The sequence below is a fragment of the Methylobacterium sp. 22177 genome, from assembly GCF_052045615.1.
In the GTDB taxonomy this organism is placed as follows: Bacteria; Pseudomonadota; Alphaproteobacteria; order Rhizobiales; family Beijerinckiaceae; genus Methylobacterium; species Methylobacterium radiotolerans.
Window position 1 is genome coordinate 1 of the sequence record NZ_JBQEPK010000029.1, and the last position, 22,404, is coordinate 22,404.

Below are 22,404 nucleotides of genomic sequence, written 5' to 3' on the forward strand. Positions count from 1 at the left end.
CGCCTGCGCCTGCGCGTGAGCTGACGGCGTGGCCGGGTCGGGGTTGCTCGCCGTGACCGGACCGCCGGCATCCTGCGCGTGCGGTCCGGTGTCCTGACCATGTCCGGGCGCCCCGGCGCTCCGCCCGGGTTCGGCGGCTTGCCCGTGCGCGGGATCGGCAGCGCCCGCCTGCGCCTGCGCCTGCGCCTGCGCCTGCGCCTGCGCCTGCGCGTGAGCTGACGGCGTGGCCGGGTCGGGGTTGCTCGCCGCGACCGGACCGCCGGCATCCTGCGCGTGCGGTCCGGTGTCCTGACCATGCCCGGGCGCCCCGGCGCTCCGCCCGGGTCCGGCTGCCTGCGTGTGACCTGGATCGGCAACGCTCACCTGCGCATTCGCTGACGGTTGGCCTTGGACCGTGTCGGCCGCGGTGCCATGACCGTCGGTATCCTGCGCGTGCGGTGTCGTGTCCCGGAGATGTCTCGGCGCCTCGGCGCTGCGGCCCGGTTCCGCCCCGGCCCGCGAGTGGCCTGCCTCGCCAGCACTCACCCTGTTCTGGGCGGGACCTGCCTGTGCGGCGGCTGAGTCTGTATCTGGATCGGCGGCGGTGCCGTGGCCGACGACGGCCTGGTCGTGACCTGCATCCGCCCTCCCCCCCCGCGCCTGCGCGCTGACTTGCAGCTGAGCGGGATCCGCATCGGTGCCCCAGCCCTGTTCGGGCGCGACCCGCGTTCGCGGCGCCGAGCTCTCGAGATGCCCTGGTGCCTCGGCGCTCCGTCCCGATTCCTCGCCAGCCTGCCCGTGTCGCGGATCCGCATTGTTCGCGCGAGCCTGTGCGACGTCTGCCGCGGGGGAAGGGCTCACGCTGTCAGGTGTCTCGTGATCGCTTGGATCGGGCTGGGCAGAGCCCGCCGTTCGATGCCCGGGAGCCTCGGCGCTCCGTCCGGGGCCGACCTGCGCTTGGCCCGGATCGGCCGCGCTGGTCTCGACCTGCGCGATGCCGGACGGTTGACCCGGATCCGCGCTGCCGGCCGAGCCGCGACCGTCCGCCTCCCGTTGGACCGCTGCTGTTTCCTCCCGATGTCCCGGCGCTTCAGCGCTCCGGCCGGGTCCATCGCCGATCTGACCGCCGCCAGCCCCCGCAGCCTCCACTCGGCCCTGCGCGGTGCCCGCAGAAGGGCTCTCACCAGCGACCGTTGTTGCGTTGTGGCTGTCCGTGCCGTGCTGCTCCCGTTCGGGTGCGCCCGCGCCTCTGCCCGAGGGATCCGCATCCGGGCTCGCCTCGGGTCGTGCTCGTTCGTCTGGAAAGGTGCTCGCCCGCGAGCCGTTGTTCGAGTTTCCTGACTGCGCCTCCCCGGTCGCGAGCAGCGCATGTTTCGATTCGGGTTGTGCGGCGGAGTTGAGGCCATTGACCTGGGCTGGCGGAGCTTCGGACGCACCAGGCCCGGTCGTCGCGTTCGCGCTCCGGACTTGCGGTCCGGCCTCACCGGTCGCGCTTGGCGATGGCGCTGGCTGTTCCCGCGCTTGGGCGTCCCCCGATGCCACGGCACTGCCGTCCGATCCGGCATCCGGAGAGGACGATGAACCCGCCGCGCGGGCTGCGCCCGCCTCCACACCGTGCACCAGGGGCTGATATGCGGGCTCCGTGCCTGCCCGCGCCGGCCCCGTGGCTGAGGCCGGATCTCTGAGGCCGATCGATCCAAAATCCGCAGCATCGGGTCGGGCGGCAACGACCGAGATCGGTTCGACCGTTACGGAACCGGAGGCGCCGCTCGTCGGACCTTCGTGCCGGCCGGAGCTGTGCGGTCCACCGGCCTGGACCGGGCTCAGCGCTCCGCCCGCCGTCGGCGATACGCCGCCCTGGTCCTCCGGGAAGGCCTTGATGCCACCCGGTGCGCCGAGATCTGATGGCGCTTCGTGTCCCTGCGCCGGGTGGTCGGCGAGGGCGTCCACAGCGAAGACCATCGCCGAGAACACGATGATCCCGACTTGCTTGCGATGCGCGTCGCGGTCTTCGGCATCACCGGTGTCGCGCGCTTCGGACGGCCCTTGCTGATGCGCCTGGCCCGCGTGAGGGGCCTGGGACGCGCTCTCGGTCGACCGGGCCTCGTCATCGGCGCGGGCGTCGTCGGGCGACAGGCTCAGGGCCGCGGCCGCGACGAGGGCGGCGAGCAGCGCCGCCGGGTGAACCGAGAGCTTCGTCTCACCGGCACTCTGCGGGATCGGGAGAAGCTCGGGATAGCGTCGGGCGATCTCGTTGATGAGGGCGCGAAAATCGCTGCCCCGCATCGGGCTGTCCAAGACCTCGGACGCGATGACGTAGCTGCCGTCGATCCTGGCGAAGTGCATGACGGCGTCGCCATCCGGCCGGCAGAAGACGAACCAGGGATCCGCCTCGTCGCTCAGGCCCTGCTCGCTCCCGATCTGCAAGCCGGCCCGGACCAGGGCGGCCTCGACGCGGTAGAATTCCGCGAGTTCCTGCTGCGACCAGCCACCCCGGCACGTCGCCGCGGGTCGGAAGAATGAGATGACCGCGCCCATCGGGACCTCACGTCCGCACAGTGACTGAGAAGCAGGGTCTAGCGCTCATGGAAACTGCGTCCCAGAGCGTCGAAGAACGGAGCCACCAGATAGTCGAGCGCGGTGCGCTCGCCGGCCGAGACGACGACCTCGGCAGGCAGGCCGGCCAGGAGGCGTGACCGTACGTCGTCCGGGAGTTGGCGGTCGTCGATCTCGACGGTGCCGGCGAAGTAGGCGTGTTTCGTGCCGTCGTCGATCAGGCGATCGCGGGACACCATCGTCAGCGTGCCGAAGATCGCCGACATGCGGCGCGTCTGAAAAGCCGGGAACTTCACCTCGGCCCGCAGGCCGGCATGGACCGCCTCGAGATCGTTCGGCGCGAACTGCACGCTGATCACCAGCCTGTCGTTCGTCGGAACGATCTCCATCAGCGGCTCGCCCGAGCGGACCACCTGCCCGATCGTGTAGACCTTCAAGCCCTGGATGACGCCCTGATGCGAGGCCCGGACCTCGTGCCGACGGAGGACATCCTGGGCCACGATGAGCTTCTCGCGCAGCTCGGCGATCTTCTGCCGCGTGTCCAGGAGCTGGGCAGTCAGCGCCTCCTGTAGCTTCTGTTTAAGCTGCGCGGTCTGCATCCCCGCTTCGTTGATGCCGTTCTGCGCCTTGGCGGTCTCCGCCACGGATCGCCCGATCACGCCTTCCAGGCGCGCGTGCTCGCGTTCCATCATCAGGACGCGCGAGAGCGGGATGAGGTTCTTCTCGCGCAGGCCGCGCAGGCCCTCCAGCTCCTGCTGGATCAGGGCGACCTGCTGCTCGACCGAGGCCTTCTCGACCGCGAGCCCGGAAATCTCCGTCCTCAACTGCGTGACGCGCGCCTGGATGAGGGCGAGCTGCGCCTGGAAGGACCCGCGCCGCTCCAACAGCTGGCTGGCCTGATCGTCGATCATCCCGGCGACGGCCGGCTCAGCGCGCCGCGCCGCGATCTCCGGCGGCAGGAGCAGGTCTTGCGCCTGGCTCTGCTCCGCACGGAGGCGGGCTTCGAGGATCAGGGCCGCGTCGAGCTGGCCACGGAGGAGATCGTTGCTGGCACGCGATTGCACCGGATCGATGCGGAGCAGGACATCGCCCGCGCGGACCGTCTGTCCGTCCCGGACCAGCACCTCCTGGACGATGCCACCTTCGAGATGCTGCACCACCTTGCGGCTGCCTTCCGCGACCACCACCCCGGGACTGATGACCGCCCGGTCGAGGCGCGCGAACGTGGCCCAGGTGCCGACCACTCCGAACGTCGCGAAGATGAGCGCGTAGCCGGCCACCGCGTAGGCGCGCCAGTTCGTCAGGCCGGTGACACCCGGCCGCTCTCCATCGGGCGCTTTCTGGACAGGTGACGGGCTCAAGATCGCGGCGCGCGGGACGGTCATCGCTTACCCCGCGCTCCGCTGCCCGTCGGAGCCTCGGTGGCTCTGGGACGTCGTGGGGCCGACGGGCGGCACCAGGGTCGGGACAGGCCTCTGGCCGGTGATGTGGCCGAGGATCTGATTGGGCGGTCCGGAGAGTTGGACGCGGCCCTCGCCCATGAGCAGGATATGGTCGGCCTCCTCCAGCAGGCTCATCTTGTGGGTCACCATCACGACCGTCGCCCCGGACTGCTTCAGGGCCGCGACGGCGCGCATCAGCGCCGCTTCGCCGTGCTGGTCGAGACTCGCATTCGGCTCGTCGAGCACGACCAGGCTCGGCTCGCCGTAGAGGGCCCGGGCCAGAGCGATGCGCTGCCGCTGCCCTCCGGACAGACCGTGTCCCCCGCGCCCGATCACCGTGTTGTAACCCTCCGGCAGGGACTGGATCAGCTCGTGACAGCCAGCCCTTCGGGCAACCTCGATGACGCGCGCATCGTCCAGGGCGGCGAAGCGCGCGATGTTCTGCGCGACGGTCCCGTCGAACAGCTCAACGTCCTGGGGCAGGTAACCGACATGCTGCCCGAGCAGAGCCTTGTCCCAGTGGCCCAGGTCGGAGCCGTCGATGCGCACCGTGCCTTCCAGCAAGGGCCAGACACCGGTGAGCGCGCGCACGAGCGTCGATTTGCCGGCGGCACTCGGGCCGATGATCCCGACGACGCTGCCGGGCTCGAGCCGGAAGCTCACGTCCTCGAGGATGGCTCGCGACGCTCCGGGGGCGGCCACCGAGATGGTCTCGGCCTCGATCAGGCCGCGCGGTCGCGGCAACACGAGGCGGCGCGTCTCCGAGCCGGCGACGGCGATGAGATCGGTCAGTCGCCGATAGCTGGCCCGCGCCGCCGTGAAGCCCTTCCAGTTTCCGACGACAGCCTCGATCGGCGCGAGGGTGCGGCCGATGATGATGGACGCGGCGATCATCGACCCGGCCGAGATCTCGCGGTGCAGGGCGAGATACGCGCCGATGCCGAGCACCAGGGTCTGCAGGAGCATGCGGATGAACTTCGTGGCGGCGACGATCAGGCCCGCGCGATCGCTCGCGCGCGCCTGGAGGAGCAGAACATCGTCGTGACGCCGGCTCCAGAGCCCGCGCATGGACGCCACCATGCCCATGGCCTGGAGCACTTCACCGTTTCGAAAGACCGTCGCGGCGCTCTGCCCCGCCTCGCGCGAGGCCTGACTGGCGGCGTCGAGCGTCCGGCGGGTCGCGACCTCGTTGAGCAGCGTGAGGCCGAGGATCGTGCCGCCGCCCACGAGCGCCATCCAGCCGAACCAGGGGTGTAAGATGAAGCAGGCGAGCAGGAAGATCGGGATCCAGGGCAGATCGCAGAACGCCAGCATGCCGCTGCCGGTCAGGAACTCCCGCAGGATGTCCACGTCGCGCAGCGCCGTGTCGTGCTGCGCGCCGGGCCTGACCAACGTGCCGCGATGGGCAGCATCGAAGATCGGCGTAGCAATCTTCTGATCGAACACGACGCCGCCGCGTACCAGGAGGCGGGCGCGCAGCATCTCCAAGATCGCGTAGACGGCCAGGCCGAACGCCGCGATCAGCGTGATCCCCGCCAGGGTTGTCTCATTCCGGCTCGGGATCACGCGGTCGTAGATCTGGAGCATGTAGAGCGGGCTGACGAACAGCAGCAGATTGATGAAGAGCCCGAACAACACGGCGGTCGTCAGGACCGGCCGCAGGGAGCGCAGGCCGACGGTCAGTGCCGATTGCAGCGCATGATCGCCCATACTGCCCTCTTCCTGCGATCGTTCGGCACGACCGGCGACACCCGGTGGCTCAGATTCCCGTCCTGCTCGCGTCCGTGACCCGCGGGCGCTCAGATCAGCGAGCGTGGGTCACGTGTCCGATTCTCGACAATCATGGGCCGCTATTTGGAGACACTGACCGGTATTGCGGCATTCCGCGCCTCTGTTCAAACCGTTTCCTACGGGATGATGATAGCGCTGGTCGGATACCTGCCAAGCATCGGGTCGCGTTCGGGGGCGACGGTCGACGGCGCGTGTCTGGACAGCGCGACGCCGGGTCGGCTATATGGTTTTTGCTGTATAAGCGCCGCGCTGAGTGGCGTCGGTCGGCAGGAAGGCGAGACTCCGTGTATGCTCATCAGCAACGCCTGGACTCCGAGGAGGTGCTGGAGCTGCGTCGGGAGGGCGGGCGCTATCTGAAGGAACTTCGGGAGGCACGCGGCCTGTCGCAACGACAGCTCGCAGCGCTGGTCGGTGCGGATTACTACACCTTCATCTCGCAGCTGGAGACCGGGCGCGGCCGGATACCTCCGGATCGGTACCGCGCCTGGGCCGAGGCGCTGGCGATCGAGCCGAGAGCGTTCGTCCGGAGCGTCATGCGCTTCTACGACCCGATCACCCACGAGATCCTGTTCGGCGATCCGGCCGGGAAGCCCGGGACCGGCGAGGCGTAGGCCATCGACGCTCTCAAGGTGAGGATCGCTCGGATGAGCGAGGCGCGCGTGACGGTTCCCGGCAAGGAGACGACCAGCCGCGCGGGCTCAGGACGTGGAGTGACCCGCATCGTGCATCGTCTGTGACCCGAAGGCCGAGGCGTCCTCAGGGGTCGCGTCGGCAGCAGAGACGGGTGCGCCGATCGCCGCCATCAGCATTCGCAGCCCTTCGATCCATGTATCGGCCTCCGCTCGGGAGACACACCCGGTGCGGCGAAAGGTTTTTCCGGATTCAAGTTTCACGACAACATCGAACCAGCCATCCGGTCTGTCCGTGATCCAATATTCTACATTCTGCGGCATCGAAGCTGCTCTGAAGTTCCTCATCTGGCGGGCCACAGCGGCGCCGCGCGCGCAGCTCGCAGTCTCGTGGGGATCGCGCACCGCTCCCGACGCCGTATTCCGTTCACCGTGACACGACATTCGTCGCTCGGACTCGGGGAACATCGCCGTTCGAGCCGCCCTGGACGCGAAGATCTTCGGGACCCGCTCACTTCATCATTGGCACCTCCCATCCGATCGAAGCGAGGCCCAACGCTCGGGCCGCCGAGAACGATCCCGCATTTGCAGGGTTAGATGTTCACTGTACAGTCAGGTGGCTGGCCCTATCTGCGGAGATGAACGCTCGATGACGCGCGCATCCGGGTCGGTCCCGTCGGATGGCCCGATGCCGATGCGGGCCGCCGAGCGGGCCGCCGAGCGGGCCCCAGGGCGGGCCGGGATCGGGGCGTGCGACGAGCGCTTTGAAAGGACGTGACTTGACGGACACGTTGGTTGCTCAAGACGGAGAGGCCCGTCGGCCGAGCCGGCAGGATCCCCCGGAACTGGCCGCTCTACCGGCCGGCGTGCGGGATCATCTCGGTCTGCAGTTGCGCGTCGCCTACGAGGCCGTGACACGGGCACAGACACCGCCGCGTCTGCTGGAGCTCGTCGCGCAGCTCGATGCGGCGCTGGAGGGACCGCAACGGGACTACGCCGCCGTTTTTCGCGACGGCCTGACCGAGGCACTCCCCGGCCTGCGCGCCTTCGCCCTCTCGCTCGTGGGCGATGCCTCGCGCGCCGACGATCTGGTCCAGGAGACGGTGCTCCGGGCCTGGGCGCGACAGGAGCTGTTCATACCGGGCTCCAACCTGAAGGCGTGGCTGTGCACCATCCTGCGCAACCAGTTCTACACCGAATGCCGCAAGCGGAAGCGCGAGATCGAGGACGTGAACGGCGCTGTCGCGGCGCAACTCACCGCCCCGGCAGCTCAGGAGCACGGTTCGGATCTGCAGGTCGTCTGGTCCCACATCGGCAAGCTGCCGGAACTGCAGCGGGAGGCCCTGCTCCTGGTCGGGGCACAGGGCCTGACCTACGAGGCGGCCGCTGAGGTGATGGGCTGCCAGACCGGGACCGTGAAGAGCCGGGTGAGCCGCGCCCGTGCCCTGCTCGTCGCGCATCTCGCCTGAGAGCGGCGTGCTGCTCCGAGGGGATCACGGAAGGCGCCGAACCTCGGCGCCACCGGGATCCTCGTCGCCTGGCCGGATCGGAGCGGTGAGATGAGGCGCGCGACGCGCGAAGCCCTCGGAGGTCTCGGAAAGACATCCGGCCCTCGCCGCTGATACGGGCACCCTGGCGCACGCCCCTCCCCCGCCTGCTTCGAACCGCACGGGCGTCTGTCGGGGGCGCCGACCGCGACATCGCGGCCGTGATGCTCGATCGCTCGTCCCGCGGTCCAGCGCTCACCCTTCGGCAAGGTTCGAGCCCGCCCGGTGTTGACCGCCGCGAGATTGGCCGCGCGTCCCGGGCCGATTCACAGGTCATCGCGGGTGAGGCTGCGGAGCAGGTCGCCCTTAACAAACCCCTCCATCCCCGCACGAATCTCTGCCGCCGCTGGACTCGGTTTGCAGAATCGGTCCACATGAACAGTCACGTTGGCAGAATCGGGCGGGGACCGATGACCGCAGAGGAACGGCTGGCAGAGCTGAAGGCGGCGGATATTCGCCGTCAGACACGTCGCAGGGAGGCTCTCAAGCAGAAGGGCATGACCCAGCAGAACGTGTGGCTGAAGCCGTCGGTCAAGGCTGTCATCGACCAAGCGATCCAGAACGGTCGGTTCAAGAGCCGCACCGAGGCGATCGAGTGGGCGCTCGCGTCTGCCTTCGAGGAGAAATCGGCATGACGTAACGGGCAAAGCAGAAGGCCCCGAGGCGGGAACCTCGAGGCCTTTGGACCTGACATACCCTGGGATGGGGCGCGACAGGCGATTCGCACCCCCTTTATGCCCCCTCCCCCAGGCCGTCGTCAAGAACACCCTTCGGGGTGAACGGTCCCGCTTTGCCTCCTGAGAGGAGGCGGTTGAGGTGGAGACAGTTCATTCCGGTGGCCGGCCGCTCACGCGCGCCGCGCTCGCCGGTCGGAGACGCGCGCTCGAGGCCGGGCGAACGATCTCGCGCAGGGAGCTCTCGGCCGCCGGCCGGGACGCTGCCAAGGCCCTGCGCCTGCGCCCTGCCCTGCGCGCCATCCTCTCGGCGCTCTGCGCCGTGTGGGGCGAGCAGGAGTGGGAGCGCCTCGTGGTCTGGCCGTCGAACGAGCACCTATGCGGAATGACCGGGCTGTCGGAGCGCGCGCTCCGCTACGGGTTGCGCGACCTCGTGGCCCTGGAGGTCATCACGCCCCGGGACAGCGCGAACGGCAAGCGCTTCGCCATCCGGGCACCGGGCGGCGCCATCATCGACGCTTACGGCTTCGACCTCACGCCGATCGTTGCCCGACAGGGCGAATGGACAGAGGTGCTCGCTGAGGCGACCGCGCGAGAAGTCCGGAGACGTCGGTCGTTCGATCTCCTGACCGTCCGCCGCCGCGCTGTGTCGGAGGCCCTCACCGCCCTCCGCACGCGCTTTCCGAGAACGGACGTGGCCGATCTGCTCGCAGCGCAGGAATCGCTGGAGCTGAGTACGCCGAGCCGCAGAGCGTCGAACGCCGAACCGGATCTCGTTCTCGAGGCTTGGGGGGAACTTCAGATCATGACGGAGGAACGGTTCTATCAGGCCGCCTCTGCCGGCATATCCAGCCGCCACATAGAACAAAACACCGGATCTCCTACCGATCCTTGTGCAAGGGCTCCCGAGAAGGAGCCTGGGCCGATCCACCTGCCCGAACCGGGTCTCGTTGCGGCTGCCTGCCCGGTGGCTGGTGAATTCGGCGTTAAGCTCAGAACGGAGGCGGACGTCATCGAGGTCGGCCGTCTGATGCGGGGCGGGATCGGGGCGCATCCCTCCGCCTGGGGTGAGGCCTGTGAGGCCCTCGGTCCGTTCCGGGCCTCGGTGCTCGTACTGATCGTCGCGCAGCTGCACGACGACGACGTGCGGCGGGGTGAGATTCGCATCCGGAATCCGGGGGGCTACTTCAGGCAGCTCGTCCGCCTGTGTTCCGAAGGTCGCTACGGACTCGAAGCCGAACTCATGGCGATGCGGCGGAGGAAGATGACGTGAGCCGAGCGGGCCGGTGGCCGGCTCCCGCGCGTCGCGGACCGGTATCGGTGTGGGGCGACGTTCCCACCCGCGTCCCCTGCCCTGCTTTCAGGAGGCGCATTCAGGAATCGTCCGCCGCGCAGGGCCCGGCCGCCCGGGGCTGGACAGGTCCGCGCGAATCGGGCTCATCCTATCGCTTGCGGTGATCTGGGCATTTCAACCGTTTCACCGTGAACGAGATAGGGCCGATGAACCAGCATCTCTCCGGCGGGCGGCTCGTGCCTGCGCCAAATCAGACCGCCGGCGACGATGCTCGGCTGCTCGGTGCGAAACTGCGCGAGATCGCGTCCGTCGTGTTCTCGCCGTCCGAGGCCAAGACGCTCCGGCGTTTCACTTCCGGTGAGGTCGCGCGCATCCTGGGCGTCACCGACAGTCGGATCCGGCAACTCTCCCCCGACCTTCTCGTCTCCGAGCCCGAGGTCGCGCCGGGTGGACGACGGATGTACACGCTGGCCGACATCCACGCCCTGCGCGCGCATCTCGATGAGATCGACCGCGTGGGACGCCGCTACCTGCCACACCGCGATGCCGACCGAGGTGAGCATCTGCAGATCATCGCCTGCGTCAACTTCAAGGGCGGTTCAGGCAAGACAACGACCGCCGCGCACCTCGCCCAGTCGCTCGTGCTGCGCGGCTACCGCGTGCTCGCGGTCGACCTCGACCCGCAGGCCAGCCTCTCCACGCTGCTCGGCGTCCGACCCGAGAACGAGCGCGAGCCCTACCGCACCATCTATGATGCAATCCGCTACGGCGAGGAGCGGTGCGGCCTCGGCGCGGTCATCCGGCCGACCTACTTCACGGGACTGGACCTGGTGCCGGCCGATCTGGAACTTGAGGTTTTTGAGTTCGAGGCGCCCAACCACATGGCGCGGCGGAAGGCGAACGATCCCGAGCCGCCGTTCTTCGTGCGGGCCGGACTCGCTCTGGAGGAGGTCGCGGACCGCTACGACGTCGTCGTGATCGATTGTCCGCCGCGCCTCGGCTACCTCACCATCGCGGCTCTGTGCGCGTCGACCTCGCTCCTCATCACGATCCATCCGCAGATGCTCGACGTCTCGAGCATGCGCCAGTTCCTCACGATGATGGACGAGCTGATGGAGCCGGTGCGTGAGCAGGGGGGCGTGCGCACCCACGACTGGTTCCGCTACCTCGTCACGCGCTTCGAGCCGCAGGACACCCCGCAGACCGAGGTGGTCGCGATGTTGCGCGGCCTGTTCGGCGAGCGCGTTCTGACCAAAGCCATGCTGCAGTCGGCCGCGGTTTCGAACTCGGGCCTGCGCGGCCAGACCGTGTACGAAACACCGCTTCGTCGCGACGAGGTGACGGGTTCGACCTACCGCCGCGCGCTCGACGCGCTCGACGCGGTCAACAGTGAGATCGAGACCTTGATCGCACGTGCATGGGGCCGGGTATGAGCCAGAAGAAGCGCCTGAGCGCGATCATGGGCGCGCCGATCCAGACGGATGTGGCTTCGCCCGCGCATCCCGATTCTTCAACGGCTTACCCCCCTGTGACAGGTGTCACACCCCCTCCCCCGGTGGCGGAGAAGCGGCCCGCGGCGGCGCGCTCGATCGCCGCCATGTGGGCGGCGGCCCGTCCTGTAGCCGCGCAGGACGGGGCCGTGGTGGAACTCGATCCGGGTCTGTGTGAGCCATCCGCCATCGCCGACCGGGTGCCCGACGCGACGGACGCGACGTTCGAGGCCTTCGTGGATCAGATCCGGGAGGAGGGCCAGCATACCCCGATCCTCGTTCGCCGGCATCCGACCAAGCCCGACCGCTACGAGATCGCTTACGGGCGGCGACGGACGCGGGCGGCGACGGCGCTGGGCAAGCCCGTGCGCGCCGTCGTGCAGGACCTGACCGACGCCGAACTCGTGATCGCACAGGGCTCAGAGAATCTGGCGCGCGAGGATCTCAGCTACATCGAGCGTGCCCATTTCGCCCGGAACATGGAGCGGGCCGGCATCGCGCGCGACCTGATCCTGAAGGCGATGGCCGTGCATCGGACCGAGCTCGACCGCTATCTCGACATCGCGGAGAGCATCCCTGCCCCGGTTCTGACGATCATCGGTCCGGCCCCGAAGGTCGGTCGTCCGCGCTGGCTGACGCTCGCCGACCGGATCCGAGCGGCGAGCCCGGAGCGGATCGCCGCCGTCCTCGCCTCGCCGAAGCTGGTCGGCAGACCCTCCGATGAGCGCTTCGCCGTGATCCTGACCGAACTCGCCGCGCCGCAGCCGCAGAAGGCGAAGCCGAAGGCCGAGACGCTGAAGGATACCAGAGGCCTGAAATTCGCCCGCGTAGAGCGGAGCACGACCGGTCTGCGCCTGACGCTCGATGAGACGATCGCGCCCGGCTTCGGTGATTACCTGGCCGACCGGTTGCCCGAACTCCTCGCAGCCTATCGAGCGAGCCGAGGCTGACCACCCCAGGCGCCGCAGACCGAGGCGGCGTTGGGGAGATCTGGAGATCGGCTGCGCCGGATGCACAGCCGATCTCCCGAAGCTTTGCCGACGACGATGGCGGACGCCGCACCGAGCGTCTTCTCTCCGAGGGACGGGCGGCCGCATGGCCGGTCAGGATCAGCGCCGTGATGTCTCCGGCGGGCGCGATCGTTCCGCGCCTGGTCGCAAAGGGGATCGCGCCCTCACCGCTCGCCGGAAGGCGGTTCGCCCGGAGGGGAGGGCGCTGCGCCGACGAGCGCCGGACGCGCAGGGGATGCCCGGACACGTCGGCCGTCGCCGATCTCGAGGGCCGGATCATCGGGCGGCGGCCCCTCCGGTCCGAGGGGAGGAACTCACCGATTGGTTGGCCGGAGCGGCTCCCGATATCGGACAACGGGCTGCCGCATTGGCCGCTCGGGTGAGGTGCGTCGGCCCGATCCCTGGCGCACTTCCGGAGGAGCCGGCCTTCGCGATGGATAGCTGCGGGAGAGCCTGAGAACTGGCGCCGCGCGGTCTCTCGACGCCGGCACGGCGAGGCTTCGGAGGGCAGGGGGCGCCAACGGCCGATGCGCCGGAGCGCGATCTCCGAGGGCGGCCGGGAGGAGCTGCCGACCCCGTCTTCGGGCTCTTGGGCGACCTCCGACCCGGGGAGGCGACGGTGCTCGCCGCGAAGCTCGGAAGCTGACCCCGGACGCGGAGGGGCGGTCGTTCAGGGATTGTTAGCCATGTTCCGCGACCCGCCGTGCCGCTCGGAAACCGGCCACGATCATCGAGGCGCACACGCCCGGGGTCGGGCACCGTGACGACATCCGTGGCCGCGCCTTCGGAATGACACCCGTCGAAGGGCCTGCTGACGGCTGCGCGACACGCCCGGATTCCCGGGACCTGTCGCGGCACGGCGCGGGTCGGTGACGCCGCCCGTGTCGGATCCTGGGCCGGCAGGGCAGGGGGACATCCGTCTGGCCACTGCCCACGGCTGGACCCTCCTTCCGGCGGCCGCTCTCGGTCGGGCCGTCAATTGAGCCACGGCGGCTGATTCCGACGCACGGGTGCGTCAGTCCACGCCGCAGGCGAGGATGGCGCGCCGCCGCCGCTCGGCATCCTCCCGGGCCGCCGCCTGCCAGCTTTCCTCGGGCGGCGTGATCTCGACCGTGTCCTGGTCTCGGGCAGGCCGCTCGCCCGGCAGATAGAGGCTGCGCGGGTCGGCGGGCAGGGCACCTGTCGTCTCGGGATCGTCGCCGCAGTTTCCGCCCGGCCGACCAGTCTGGGCGAGGGCGGGACCAGCGCACACAATCATGACCGACGTGAAGGCGATGAGCGTTCTCATGATCGGTGTCTCGGCATCCAGGCGCGCTAGAGTGATCTCGGCCGGCAGCGGGCTGCGACCGCCCCGGGCCGCCCGGCTTAGCGAAGAGTTCGTTCCAAGGCTTGGCGGCAGCCATGGGCGGCGAGCATGCGACCCCTGAGGGCGTCGCGCTTGACGACGCGGCGCCGGACGGCCGGTGCCGGGGCCACGTGGCGGGGGCGCCCCGGCACTGCAGACCGTGATGGTGTCTGCCAGACGAGCACGGCGGAGTGGGCGGCCGGATACGCGGCCACGCGGGGCTCGCGCAATCGGCGTTCCCGCGTCGGCAGGAAGCCGCCACCGACCCGATAGGGTCCTCCGGTCCCGCCCGATCCCGCGCGTCGTGCCCGGCAGGGCCGGAAGGGCTACGGCGTCACGCCGACTGACCGGAGCCGCTCGGCGAGGCGCGGATACGCGCGCAGCGCGTTCCCGGCATAGATCTTGGCCCGGTCCGCGTCCGGAATCGCGGCGGCCTCGACGTAGCGCTTGGTGTCGTCGTAGGCGTGGCCGGTCTCGGGATCGATCCCGTTCACCGCGCCGACCATCTCGGAGGCGAACAGCACGTTCTCGCGCGGGACGACCTTGAGCAGCAGGTCGATGCCGGGCTGGTGGTAGACGCAGGTGTCGAAGAAGACGTTGCGCATCAGCTCGGACAGCGGCGGCCGCTTCGCGTCCTGGGCCAGTCCCCGGTAGCGCCCCCAGTGATAGGGCACGGCACCGCCGCCGTGCGGGATGATCAGGCGCAGCGTCGGGAAGTCCTTGAACAGGTCCGAGGTCACGAACTGCATGAAGGCGGTGGTGTCGCCGTTGATGTAATGCGCGCCGGTCGCGTGGAAGTTGGGATTGGCCGAGGCGCTGACATGCACCATGCCCGGCACGTCGAGCTCGACCATCTTCTCCCAGAGCGGGTACCAGAACCGGTCGGAGAGCGGCGGGTCGGTCCAGTAACCTCCGGACGGGTCCGGGTTGACGTTGCAGCCGACGAAGCCGAGCTCCCGGACGCAGCGCTCCAGCTCGGGTACGCAGGCCTTCGGCGAGACGCCGGGCGATTGCGGCAGCTGGCAGACGCCGACGAAGTTCCGCGGCATCAGGCTCGTCACCCGGTGGATCATGTCGTTCGACACGATCGACCAGTCGAGGCTGGTGCGGGCCGTGCCGATATGGTGGCCCATCCCGCCGGCCCGCGGCGAGAACAGCGCCAGGGAGATGCCGCGCTCGGACTGGAGCTTGAGCTGCCGCCCGCTCACGCTGGCGCGCACCGCGTCGTCGCTGACCCGCAGGTCCGACGGCGCGGGGGACTGGCCCGGGTCGTTGAGCGCGCCGATCTGGCGCTTGCGCCAGTCCAGCAGGGCGGCCGGCTCGGTGGTGTAATGCCCGTGGCAGTCGATGACCAAACCCGTGTAGCGCGACGGCTCGGCACGCGCCGCGCCGGCCGTCATCGCCGCCGCTCCCAGCCCGGCGAGGCGGCCCATGAAGCCGCGGCGGGGCAGGCAGCACGCGCACCGGGCGCCGGCGTCCGGTCCGCCCGTTCCAGGATCCGCCGCGCCGATCATCGCGCGCCGTCCTCCGGCAGGGCGGCGCGCTTGCGCAGCACCATGTCGCCCCGGAACAGGAACTTCTGCGCCCGCTTCCCGGTGTCGACCTCGGTGGTGAAGACGTTGCCCTTGGAGTCGATGGCGAGGTTGTGGACCCAGTGGAAGTCGCCGGCCATCCGGCCGTTGCGGCCGAAGCGGCCGAGGACCTCGCCGGTGTCGCGGCTCAGGGTGCGAACCTCGTTGTTGGCCCCGTCGGCGTTGAGCAGGTAGGTCTGGCGCTCGTCCGGCCACAGGGCGAGTTCCCAGACCGAGCCGTTGGCCCGGGTGTTCTTCTCGACGAACATCTCCTGCACGAAGGTGCCGTCCTTCCTGAACACCTGGATCCGGTCGTTGGTCCGGTCGCAGACGTAGACGAGGCCGTCGCGGGCGATCTGCACGCAGTGCACCGGGTTGGCGAATTGCTGGGACGGGGCCGCCGCCGGATCGTAGGGGCCGAGCTTGTCGTCGGTCGGCGGCTTGCCGTAGGCCCCCCACATCCGCTTGAACGCGCCGGTCTCCGCGTCGAACACGATGACGCGGTGATTGTAGTAGCCGTCGGCCACGTAGAGCTCGTTCGACTCCGGATCGACCATCATGCCGGCCGGTTTGCCGAGGCGGCTCGTGTCCCGGCTGTCGGTCTGCGGCCCCTGCTTGCCGATCTGCAGGACGAACTTGCCGTCCGGCGTGAATTTCAGGATCTGGCCGTCGGTGTCGCCGTTGCCCGCGAGCCAGACGAAGCCCTTGTGGTCGATGTGGATGCCGTGCTCGTTCTGGGGCCATTGATAGCCCTCGCCCGGGCCGCCCCAGGACTTCACCAGGCGCCCGGCCTGATCGAAGACGAGGACCGGCGGTGCCGGCTTGCAGCATCGGGTGCGGGGCGGATCGAGGCTCGCGGCCTTCTCGTCGTCGGTGAGGGTGCGCGGCCGCTGGATGACCCAGACATTGTCCTGCGCGTCGACCGCGACGCCCGCCGCCTGGCCCATGATCCAGTCGTTCGGCAGGCGCTGCGGCCAGGCCGGATCGACCTCGAAGCGCAGCGGCTCCTCGGCGACGGCGGGACCGGCGAATGTCAGGGCGGCCGCAGCCGTCAGCTGACGCAGCACGCGTCGCAGCATCTCGGTTTCCTCTCCCGGCTTTTATTCAATTCGCAGCACCATCAGAGGCTGAAAGGCGGGCCTCGTCCAGCATCGAGCAGCATATCCGGGTGACATCGCGCGACGCTTCCGCCGGGATGTTCCCGGTCGCGCGGTCCCGGCCGCCGCCGGGGCGCGCTCTAGGAAGTCGGGTAGCCGAGCGCGGCCCGGAAGCGGTTCTTGACGTGGACGCCGTCCCGCGGCGGCAGGACGCGCGGTGGGTTCTCGGGACGGATCTTGATCGCCGCGAAGGTCAGGCCCGCCCGGGCGGCGACCCGGTCACGCAGGGTGTCGAGGCCGGCGCTGTCGGCGATCGCCCGGCTCCACGGGAAGCCGCAGGCCTCCGCGACCCCCTCGAGCGCCAGGCCGCGGCCGGCGTGGCTCGCCTGCATGCCGGTCTCGCCGTAATGGCCGTTGTCGAGGACCGCGACGGTCAGGTTCGGCGGTCGCTGCAGGGCGATCGTCGCGAGCCCGCCGAGCCCCATCAGCATCTCGCCGTCGCCGGTGATCACCAGGACGGGTCGCGCCGGCTGGGCGACGGCGAGGCCGAGGCCGACCGTGGCGGCCGAGCCCATCGCCGCCCACAGGTAGTAGTTTCCGGGATGGTCGCCCGCCGCCATAACGTCGTAGGAGGGCGAGCCGAGCCCGGTGATGACCAGCAGATCGTCCCGGCCGGCCAGGAGCCGCGCCACGGCCTCCCGGCGCTCCAGCGGCCCGCCCGCGCTCACTTCAGCCACGACTTCTCTCCGATCAGTCGCTGCCCCAGCAGCAGGGCGCAGGCGGCGTTGCCCTCGAACGCCATGGTGGCGGCGCCGTGCAGGAGCGGCGCGACGGCGTCCGGCGCGTCGGCCCGCCACGTCATCACGCCCATGAGCTTCAGGGACGCCTCGGTGGCCTGCCCCATGGGGTTCTGCCAGGGATTGAACTCGGCCCAGTCGCCGCGCATCGTGACGACCATGAGGAGCGGGAAGCCGCCGCAGGCCGGCAGCGCCAGGGTGTTGATGCAGTTGCCGACCCCGCTCGATTGCAGCAGCAGCGCCCCGCGCTGCCCGCCGAGCCAGGCTCCCGCGAGGTAGCCGATCCCTTCCTCTTCCGTGGTCAGCACGACGGCGTTGAGATCCGGGTCGGCCTCGGCGAGGCGGATCGCGGTCGCGTGCCCCGCGTCGGGCACGTAGGCCACGTGCCGGACGCCCGCCGTCTTGAGTCCGCGGAAGACGTCGCGGCGCCAGTCCGCCGCGTGGTCCGGTTCCTGGCCCGTCATCGCCCCCCTCATCCCTGCCGCCCTGACCCGTCGGTCGTGGCCGACCCCCGCCGGTTCGGAATGGATCGTAGAGGCGCCGGTCCGGCCCGGGCCAATAGCAATCGGCGAAACGAGAGATGCCGCGGATGTCTAGCTCGGGCGTCTAGGCTCGAGCGTCCCGGCCAGACGCGTGGGCCGCCCGCGACGCGTCCAGCACCTGGCCCATCCAGACGCCGCGCGCGGCGAGATCGGCCGCGATCCCGATCACCGTCTCGCCCACGAGGCGCGCGGCGCGGCTCACCGGCCGGTCGGCGGGATAGGCGACGACCAGCTCGCGGGTCGGACTGGGATCCGTGAGCGGCGCCGCCGTGAGGTCGCCCGCCGCCACCATGGCGTGGACCGGCGCCAGCGGCAGCACGGTGGCCCCGATTCCGGCGCGCACCAGGTTGATCAGCGACTGGAACGAGTCCGCCTCGACGACCACGCGGAGCTCGATGCCGGCCCGCCGGGCACAGTCGTGGGCGATGTCGCGCAGCATGTGACCGGGGCTCGGCAGGACGAGGTCCATGCCGGCGAGGCCGGCGAAGGGCACGGGCGCGCCCGGCTCCTCCCGGCCGCCCGGGCCGACGAGGAGCAGCGTCTCGATCATGATCGGGACGATGCGCAGCGTGTGCAGGCGGCGCGGGTTGTACGACACGGCCACGTCGATCTGCCCGCGCTGCAGCCAGTCGAGGATGTGCCCGCTATAGGCCGCGCTCAGCCGGACCGCGAGGTCGGGATGCGTGCGCCGGAGCGCCGTGACGAGCGGCACCGTCACGATCTCGGCGACGGTCGGCGTGGTGCCGACCGAGACCGTGCCCCGGAACGACGTGCGACCGGACGCGACCGTGTCGCGGATCGCCTCCATCTCGGCCATCACGCGGCTCGCGTGCACCAGCACCGCGCGCCCGGTCTCGGTGATGACCATGCCGCGCCCGTGGCGCTCGAACAGGTCGGTACCGAGTTCCTGCTCCAGCTGGCGGATCTGCCGGCTGAGGGCAGGCTGGGCGATGTTGAGCCGGTCGGCCGCCTTGCTGACGCTGCCGAGTTCGGCGACGTGGATCAGCGTTCTGAGCTGCGCAATGTCCATGGCGATCCACGCGGCGGCCGGGTCCTGCAGCATTACCGGCCGGGCTCCGGGCGCGTTCCCCGGCCGATCGCGACCGCGCGCCGGTATCGTCCCGGGCGATAGCAGGTATACCGAAAGGGTCTTACCGTTGACCGCCGCCACGGCTCGATAAGGGGTCCGCACGTCCGAGTCTCCCGGACCGAAGCGCCGGGCCTCGGACCCACACCTGCAGGCACGACGACCGCCCGGCGCGTCCGGGCGGCGATCGCCGCCGCGGTCAACGAGGATGCGCCATGATCGGCTCGCGCAGGTTCGCGGTCTACGGGGGCCTCTTCCTGCTCACCTTCGTGAGCTACGTCGACCGCGTGAATCTCTCGGTCGCGGCGGCACCGATCGCCGCCACGTTCAGGCTGTCGCCGATCCAGCTGGGCTACGTGTTCTCGGCGTTCCTCTGGACCTACGTGCTGCTCCTCATCCCGATGGGCATCGCTGCCGACCGGTTCGGCGGCCGCACCCTCACGGCCGCCGCGCTGGCCGTCTGGTCGCTGGCGGCGGTCTGGACCGGGCTCGCCGCCTCGCTGCCGGCCCTGTACCTGGCCCGGCTGGCGCTCGGGGCCGGCGAGGCGGCGAACTATCCCGCCGGCGGCCACATCGCCTGCGCCTGGGCCCCGCGGGACGAGCGGGGCCTCGCCACCGCCTGCCTGAACAGCGGGTCCTACGCGGGGCTGTGCCTCGGGGCGCCCCTCGTCGGCTGGCTCGTCACGGTCTTCGGCTGGCGGGAATCGTTCTGGATCGCCGGCGGCCTCGGGCTCGTCCTGGCCGCCGCGTGGTTCGCCCTGTACCGGGCGCCGGAGGCGGCCGCGTGGCTGACCGACGCGGAGCGCGCCCACATCCTGAGCCGTCGCGGCCCGCAGGGGCGGACCGCGGGCGCGGCGTCCGGCCTGCCCGTCACGCGTCTGCTGCGCAGCCCGTCGATGTGGGCGCTCGCGATCACGCAGGGCTGCACCGTCTACACCAGCTACCTGTTCATGACCTGGCTGCCGAACTACCTCGCGGTGAGCCGCGGCCTCGACGTGCTGAAGAGCAGCCTGTTCACCGCGATCCCCTACGGCATCGCCGCGCTGGTCGGCCTCGCCGTGGGCGCCCTGAGCGACCGGCTCCTGCGCCGGCCCGGAGCGACGCCCGCCGACCGGCGCAAGCTGATCGCCGGACTCCTCCTCGCCTCGTCGGTCATCCTCGCCACGCCGCTCGTCCAGCCGGTCTGGCTCATCCTCTGCCTGTTCGGAGTGTCGCTGAGCTGCGTCGGGACCGTGGCCGGCCTCAACATCGCCCTCACCGCCGACCTCCTGGAGGACGGCGCCGCCAACGGCGCGGCCGTCAGCCTGCTCATCGTCGGCGGGAACACGTTCGGCCTCGCCGCCCCCATCGTCACCGGCTACGTCGTGGCGGGCACCGGCGGCTTCGCCGGCGCGTTCCTGATCGCGGGCGCGCTGCTCCTGGCGGGGGCGCTGATCGTCCTGCTCGGCGCGCGTCGTCCGATCCGCGGGGCGGCCCCGCCGCTGCCCGCCGCGCCGGTTCCCCTGCGCGCCGCGAGCCGCTGACCGATGACCGGGCTCACCTTCGCGGCCGTGTCGCGGAACTACTTCAACCTCCCGGTCTGGATCGCGCAGCACGCCGGCCTGTTCGCCGAGGAGGGCCTCACCGTGGCGATCGAGCTCCACGAGGGCGTCGATGCCGTGACCGAGCGGTTGCGCGACGGGCGGGTCGACCTCGCCTACGGCATCACCGAGCACGTCGTCCTCGACCGGGAGGCCGGGGGCCACTTCACGATCGTCGGCGGCAACGTCAACAAGCTGCCGTTCTCCCTGATCGCCCGCCCGGAGATCCGGGACGTGTCGGGCCTGCGCGGCAAGGTGATCGGCGTCTCGTCCCTGGAGGCGGGCAGCTCGTCCCTGGTGATGAAGCTGCTCGCCGCCCGCGGGCTCACCTATCCCGGCGACTACGCGTTGCGGGCCGTCGGACCCATCCTGGCGCGCTGGGAGCTGCTCCAGAGCGGCGCGATCGACGCCGGCCTGCAGGGGGCCCCGCTCGACGCCGTCGCGATCGACGCGGGCTTCAGCGTCGTGTGCGACCCCCGTGCGGACGTCCCGGACTTCCAGTTCACGTCCCTGAACGTCGACGCGCGCTGGGCCGCGGAGAACGCGGCGATCCTCACGCGCTTCCTGCGGGCGTTCGTGCGCGCCCACGCGCTGTTCTACCGGGATCCGGACACCGCGACCCGCGTCGCGGCGGTCGAGACCGGCGTGGCGCCCGCCTACCTCGCCAGGGCGTGGCAGACCTACACGGACGAAGCGATCTTCCCCCGCGACGGCGACGCGAGCACGGCCGCGGTCCAGGCCCTGATCGAGGTCAGCGCGCTGATCCGCGCGTTGCCGAACCGCCGTCATTCGGAGGCGGACCGCTACATCGACCGGCGCTACCTGCGCGCGGCGCACCGCTCCTTGTCGTCGTGACGCTCGCACCCGCCTGAGACCCGGCCCGCCCGACCGGTTGCCGTCCGCCCGGCAGAGCGCGCCGGGGCCCGCGCCGAGAAGTGCGCCTCGCCGGTCACCGGGTGTATCCTTCCCGCGCCGACGGCGAACGGGGACGGGACGCCCCGCACCGACGCGTCCAGACGGAGGCCCCCATGATGACGCGCAGAACGCTGAACCGCGCGCTCGCCGCCAGCGCGGCGGCCGCGCTGCTTCCCGGCGCGGCCGAGGCCCAGGACCCGCCGCGGGCGCGCAACGTCGTGCTGGTGCACGGGCTGTTCGCCGACGGGTCGTGCTGGTCCGAGGTGATCCCGCACCTGCAGGCGGCCGGCCTCACCGTCACCTCCGTGCAGAACCCGCTGACCACCTTCGAGGAGGCGGTGGCCGCGGCGCAGCGCGTGCTGGCACGGCAGGAAGGGCCGACCGTGCTGGTCGGTCACTCGTTCTCCGGCATGATCGTGACCGAGGCCGGTATCGACCCGAAGGTCTCGGCCCTGGTCTACGTCGCGGCCCGGGCGCCGGACGCGAACGAGGACTACGCGGCGCTGGCCAGGACCTACCCGACACCGCCCGCCGCGGCCGGCATCGAGTTCGACGGTGACGAGGGGCGCCTGAGCGAGGCAGCGTTCCTGCGGGATTTCGCGGGCGATCTGCCGGCCGAGAAGGCCCGGGTGCTGTTCGCGAGCCAGCAGCCGTTCCGCAAGGCCCTGTTGACGGGACGGACCACCCACGCGGCCTGGCGCTCGAAGCCGAGCTTCTACGCGGTGTCGACCGAGGATCGGACCATCGACCCGGACCTCGAACGGTTCATGGCCAAGCGCATGAACGCGCGGACCGTCGAGCTCAAGGCGAGCCACCTGTCGCTGATCTCGCGCGCTCCGGACATCGCGGACCTCATCCTGGAGGCGGCCGGCCAGCCCCGCCGCCGGCGCTGACCGGGCGCGCTCCGCGGTGCTACGGTGATCCCTTGGCGGTCCCCTGGCGGGCCGAGCGGCGGGCAGGGGAGGGGAGGGCTGCGTGCGGCGAAGGCCCGAGGCTGGCCGGACGCGGTCGCGCGGCCCTACCTATCGGTGGTCGGGCTGAAACGGATCTGGAGCGCG

At 70.6% G+C, this 22,404-nt stretch carries 19 protein-coding genes; 9 read left to right on the forward strand and 10 right to left on the reverse strand.

Annotation, left to right across the window (positions count from 1 at the left end):
- From ACTJK8_RS22385 to ACTJK8_RS22395, 3 genes are all read right to left on the reverse strand, one after another.
- A partial coding sequence (locus ACTJK8_RS22385) for a hypothetical protein (protein ID WP_440762525.1) occupies window positions 1-2,517 on the reverse strand: 2,517 nt, incomplete at its 3' end.
- Between the two features lie 38 nt (window positions 2,518-2,555).
- Entirely contained in the window at window positions 2,556-3,920 is a 1,365-nt protein-coding gene (locus tag ACTJK8_RS22390) for an HlyD family type I secretion periplasmic adaptor subunit (protein ID WP_440762526.1), read from the reverse strand.
- 3 nt (window positions 3,921-3,923) lie between these two features.
- Window positions 3,924-5,687, reverse strand: coding sequence for a type I secretion system permease/ATPase (locus tag ACTJK8_RS22395; RefSeq protein ID WP_440762527.1), 1,764 nt, complete (start codon window positions 5,685-5,687; stop codon window positions 3,924-3,926).
- A 365-nt stretch (window positions 5,688-6,052) separates the two neighbouring features.
- Between ACTJK8_RS22395 and ACTJK8_RS22400 the strand changes: the two genes are divergently transcribed.
- Window positions 6,053-6,379 (forward strand): helix-turn-helix domain-containing protein, encoded by a 327-nt coding sequence (locus ACTJK8_RS22400; protein ID WP_012329644.1) that lies wholly within the window; start codon window positions 6,053-6,055, stop codon window positions 6,377-6,379.
- Between the two features lie 87 nt (window positions 6,380-6,466).
- On the opposite strand, the gene ACTJK8_RS22405 is transcribed toward ACTJK8_RS22400, so the two are convergent.
- Window positions 6,467-6,721, reverse strand: coding sequence for a hypothetical protein (locus tag ACTJK8_RS22405; protein ID WP_440762528.1), 255 nt, complete (start codon window positions 6,719-6,721; stop codon window positions 6,467-6,469).
- A 542-nt stretch (window positions 6,722-7,263) separates the two neighbouring features.
- Between ACTJK8_RS22405 and ACTJK8_RS22410 the strand changes: the two genes are divergently transcribed.
- The 5 genes from ACTJK8_RS22410 to repB all read left to right on the forward strand — a co-directional run bounded on the left by ACTJK8_RS22410 (window position 7,264) and on the right by repB (window position 12,352).
- Complete coding sequence (locus tag ACTJK8_RS22410; protein WP_245297853.1) at window positions 7,264-7,866, forward strand: sigma-70 family RNA polymerase sigma factor; 603 nt, start codon at window positions 7,264-7,266, stop codon at window positions 7,864-7,866.
- A 488-nt stretch (window positions 7,867-8,354) separates the two neighbouring features.
- On the forward strand, window positions 8,355-8,579 hold the full coding sequence (locus tag ACTJK8_RS22415; RefSeq protein WP_012329646.1) for a hypothetical protein: 225 nt from the start codon (window positions 8,355-8,357) through the stop codon (window positions 8,577-8,579).
- A 181-nt stretch (window positions 8,580-8,760) separates the two neighbouring features.
- Window positions 8,761-9,891 carry a plasmid replication protein RepC gene (gene repC, locus ACTJK8_RS22420; RefSeq protein ID WP_440762529.1) on the forward strand — a complete coding sequence of 377 codons (1,131 nt, stop codon included), beginning with the start codon at window positions 8,761-8,763 and terminating at the stop codon, window positions 9,889-9,891.
- Between the two features lie 227 nt (window positions 9,892-10,118).
- A complete protein-coding gene (repA, locus tag ACTJK8_RS22425; protein WP_024827318.1) occupies window positions 10,119-11,345 on the forward strand; it encodes a plasmid partitioning protein RepA in 1,227 nt (408 codons plus the stop codon).
- A 164-nt stretch (window positions 11,346-11,509) separates the two neighbouring features.
- On the forward strand, window positions 11,510-12,352 hold the full coding sequence (gene repB, locus ACTJK8_RS22430; RefSeq protein WP_440762530.1) for a plasmid partitioning protein RepB: 843 nt from the start codon (window positions 11,510-11,512) through the stop codon (window positions 12,350-12,352).
- A 1,075-nt stretch (window positions 12,353-13,427) separates the two neighbouring features.
- Here the strand turns inward: repB and ACTJK8_RS22435 are convergent.
- From ACTJK8_RS22435 to ACTJK8_RS22460, 6 genes are all read right to left on the reverse strand, one after another.
- Window positions 13,428-13,700: a hypothetical protein gene (locus tag ACTJK8_RS22435; protein ID WP_012329650.1), complete on the reverse strand. Its 273-nt coding sequence runs from the start codon at window positions 13,698-13,700 to the stop codon at window positions 13,428-13,430.
- Between the two features lie 383 nt (window positions 13,701-14,083).
- Window positions 14,084-15,112 carry an amidohydrolase family protein gene (locus tag ACTJK8_RS22440; protein ID WP_029358926.1) on the reverse strand — a complete coding sequence of 343 codons (1,029 nt, stop codon included), beginning with the start codon at window positions 15,110-15,112 and terminating at the stop codon, window positions 14,084-14,086.
- A 155-nt stretch (window positions 15,113-15,267) separates the two neighbouring features.
- Window positions 15,268-16,407 (reverse strand): hypothetical protein, encoded by a 1,140-nt coding sequence (locus ACTJK8_RS22445; RefSeq protein ID WP_043074701.1) that lies wholly within the window; start codon window positions 16,405-16,407, stop codon window positions 15,268-15,270.
- 158 nt (window positions 16,408-16,565) lie between these two features.
- A complete protein-coding gene (locus ACTJK8_RS22450) occupies window positions 16,566-17,162 on the reverse strand; it encodes a thiamine pyrophosphate-dependent enzyme (RefSeq protein ID WP_012329653.1) in 597 nt (198 codons plus the stop codon).
- The gene (locus ACTJK8_RS22455; RefSeq protein WP_029358924.1) at window positions 17,150-17,686 is read right to left on the reverse strand and encodes a thiamine pyrophosphate-binding protein; all 537 of its coding nucleotides are present in this window, start codon (window positions 17,684-17,686) and stop codon (window positions 17,150-17,152) included. The genes ACTJK8_RS22450 and ACTJK8_RS22455 overlap by 13 nt, the downstream gene beginning before the upstream one ends.
- Before the next feature lie 142 nt (window positions 17,687-17,828).
- Entirely contained in the window at window positions 17,829-18,794 is a 966-nt protein-coding gene (locus tag ACTJK8_RS22460; RefSeq protein ID WP_029358923.1) for a LysR substrate-binding domain-containing protein, read from the reverse strand.
- 272 nt (window positions 18,795-19,066) lie between these two features.
- Here ACTJK8_RS22460 and ACTJK8_RS22465 point away from each other — a divergent pair, with 272 nt between their 5' ends.
- From ACTJK8_RS22465 to ACTJK8_RS22475, 3 genes are all read left to right on the forward strand, one after another.
- A complete protein-coding gene (locus tag ACTJK8_RS22465) occupies window positions 19,067-20,374 on the forward strand; it encodes an MFS transporter (RefSeq protein ID WP_029358921.1) in 1,308 nt (435 codons plus the stop codon).
- Between the two features lie 3 nt (window positions 20,375-20,377).
- Entirely contained in the window at window positions 20,378-21,286 is a 909-nt protein-coding gene (locus ACTJK8_RS22470) for an ABC transporter substrate-binding protein (protein ID WP_440762531.1), read from the forward strand.
- Between the two features lie 173 nt (window positions 21,287-21,459).
- Window positions 21,460-22,239: an alpha/beta fold hydrolase gene (locus tag ACTJK8_RS22475; RefSeq protein ID WP_440762532.1), complete on the forward strand. Its 780-nt coding sequence runs from the start codon at window positions 21,460-21,462 to the stop codon at window positions 22,237-22,239.
- Window positions 22,240-22,404 lie beyond the last annotated feature (165 nt).

Coding starts and splice junctions, on each gene's coding strand:
- ACTJK8_RS22390 (WP_440762526.1), bottom strand. CDS start 3,920: ATGACCGTCCCGCGCGCCGCGATCTTGAGCCCGTCACCTGTCCAGAAA.
- ACTJK8_RS22395 (WP_440762527.1), bottom strand. CDS start 5,687: ATGGGCGATCATGCGCTGCAATCGGCACTGACCGTCGGCCTGCGCTCC.
- ACTJK8_RS22405 (WP_440762528.1), bottom strand. CDS start 6,721: ATGCCGCAGAATGTAGAATATTGGATCACGGACAGACCGGATGGCTGG.
- ACTJK8_RS22415 (WP_012329646.1), top strand. CDS start 8,355: ATGACCGCAGAGGAACGGCTGGCAGAGCTGAAGGCGGCGGATATTCGC.
- repA (WP_024827318.1), top strand. CDS start 10,119: ATGAACCAGCATCTCTCCGGCGGGCGGCTCGTGCCTGCGCCAAATCAG.
- repB (WP_440762530.1), top strand. CDS start 11,510: ATGTGGGCGGCGGCCCGTCCTGTAGCCGCGCAGGACGGGGCCGTGGTG.
- ACTJK8_RS22435 (WP_012329650.1), bottom strand. CDS start 13,700: ATGAGAACGCTCATCGCCTTCACGTCGGTCATGATTGTGTGCGCTGGT.
- ACTJK8_RS22445 (WP_043074701.1), bottom strand. CDS start 16,407: ATGCTGCGACGCGTGCTGCGTCAGCTGACGGCTGCGGCCGCCCTGACA.
- ACTJK8_RS22455 (WP_029358924.1), bottom strand. CDS start 17,686: ATGACGGGCCAGGAACCGGACCACGCGGCGGACTGGCGCCGCGACGTC.
- ACTJK8_RS22460 (WP_029358923.1), bottom strand. CDS start 18,794: ATGGACATTGCGCAGCTCAGAACGCTGATCCACGTCGCCGAACTCGGC.
- ACTJK8_RS22465 (WP_029358921.1), top strand. CDS start 19,067: ATGATCGGCTCGCGCAGGTTCGCGGTCTACGGGGGCCTCTTCCTGCTC.
- ACTJK8_RS22470 (WP_440762531.1), top strand. CDS start 20,378: ATGACCGGGCTCACCTTCGCGGCCGTGTCGCGGAACTACTTCAACCTC.
- ACTJK8_RS22475 (WP_440762532.1), top strand. CDS start 21,460: ATGATGACGCGCAGAACGCTGAACCGCGCGCTCGCCGCCAGCGCGGCG.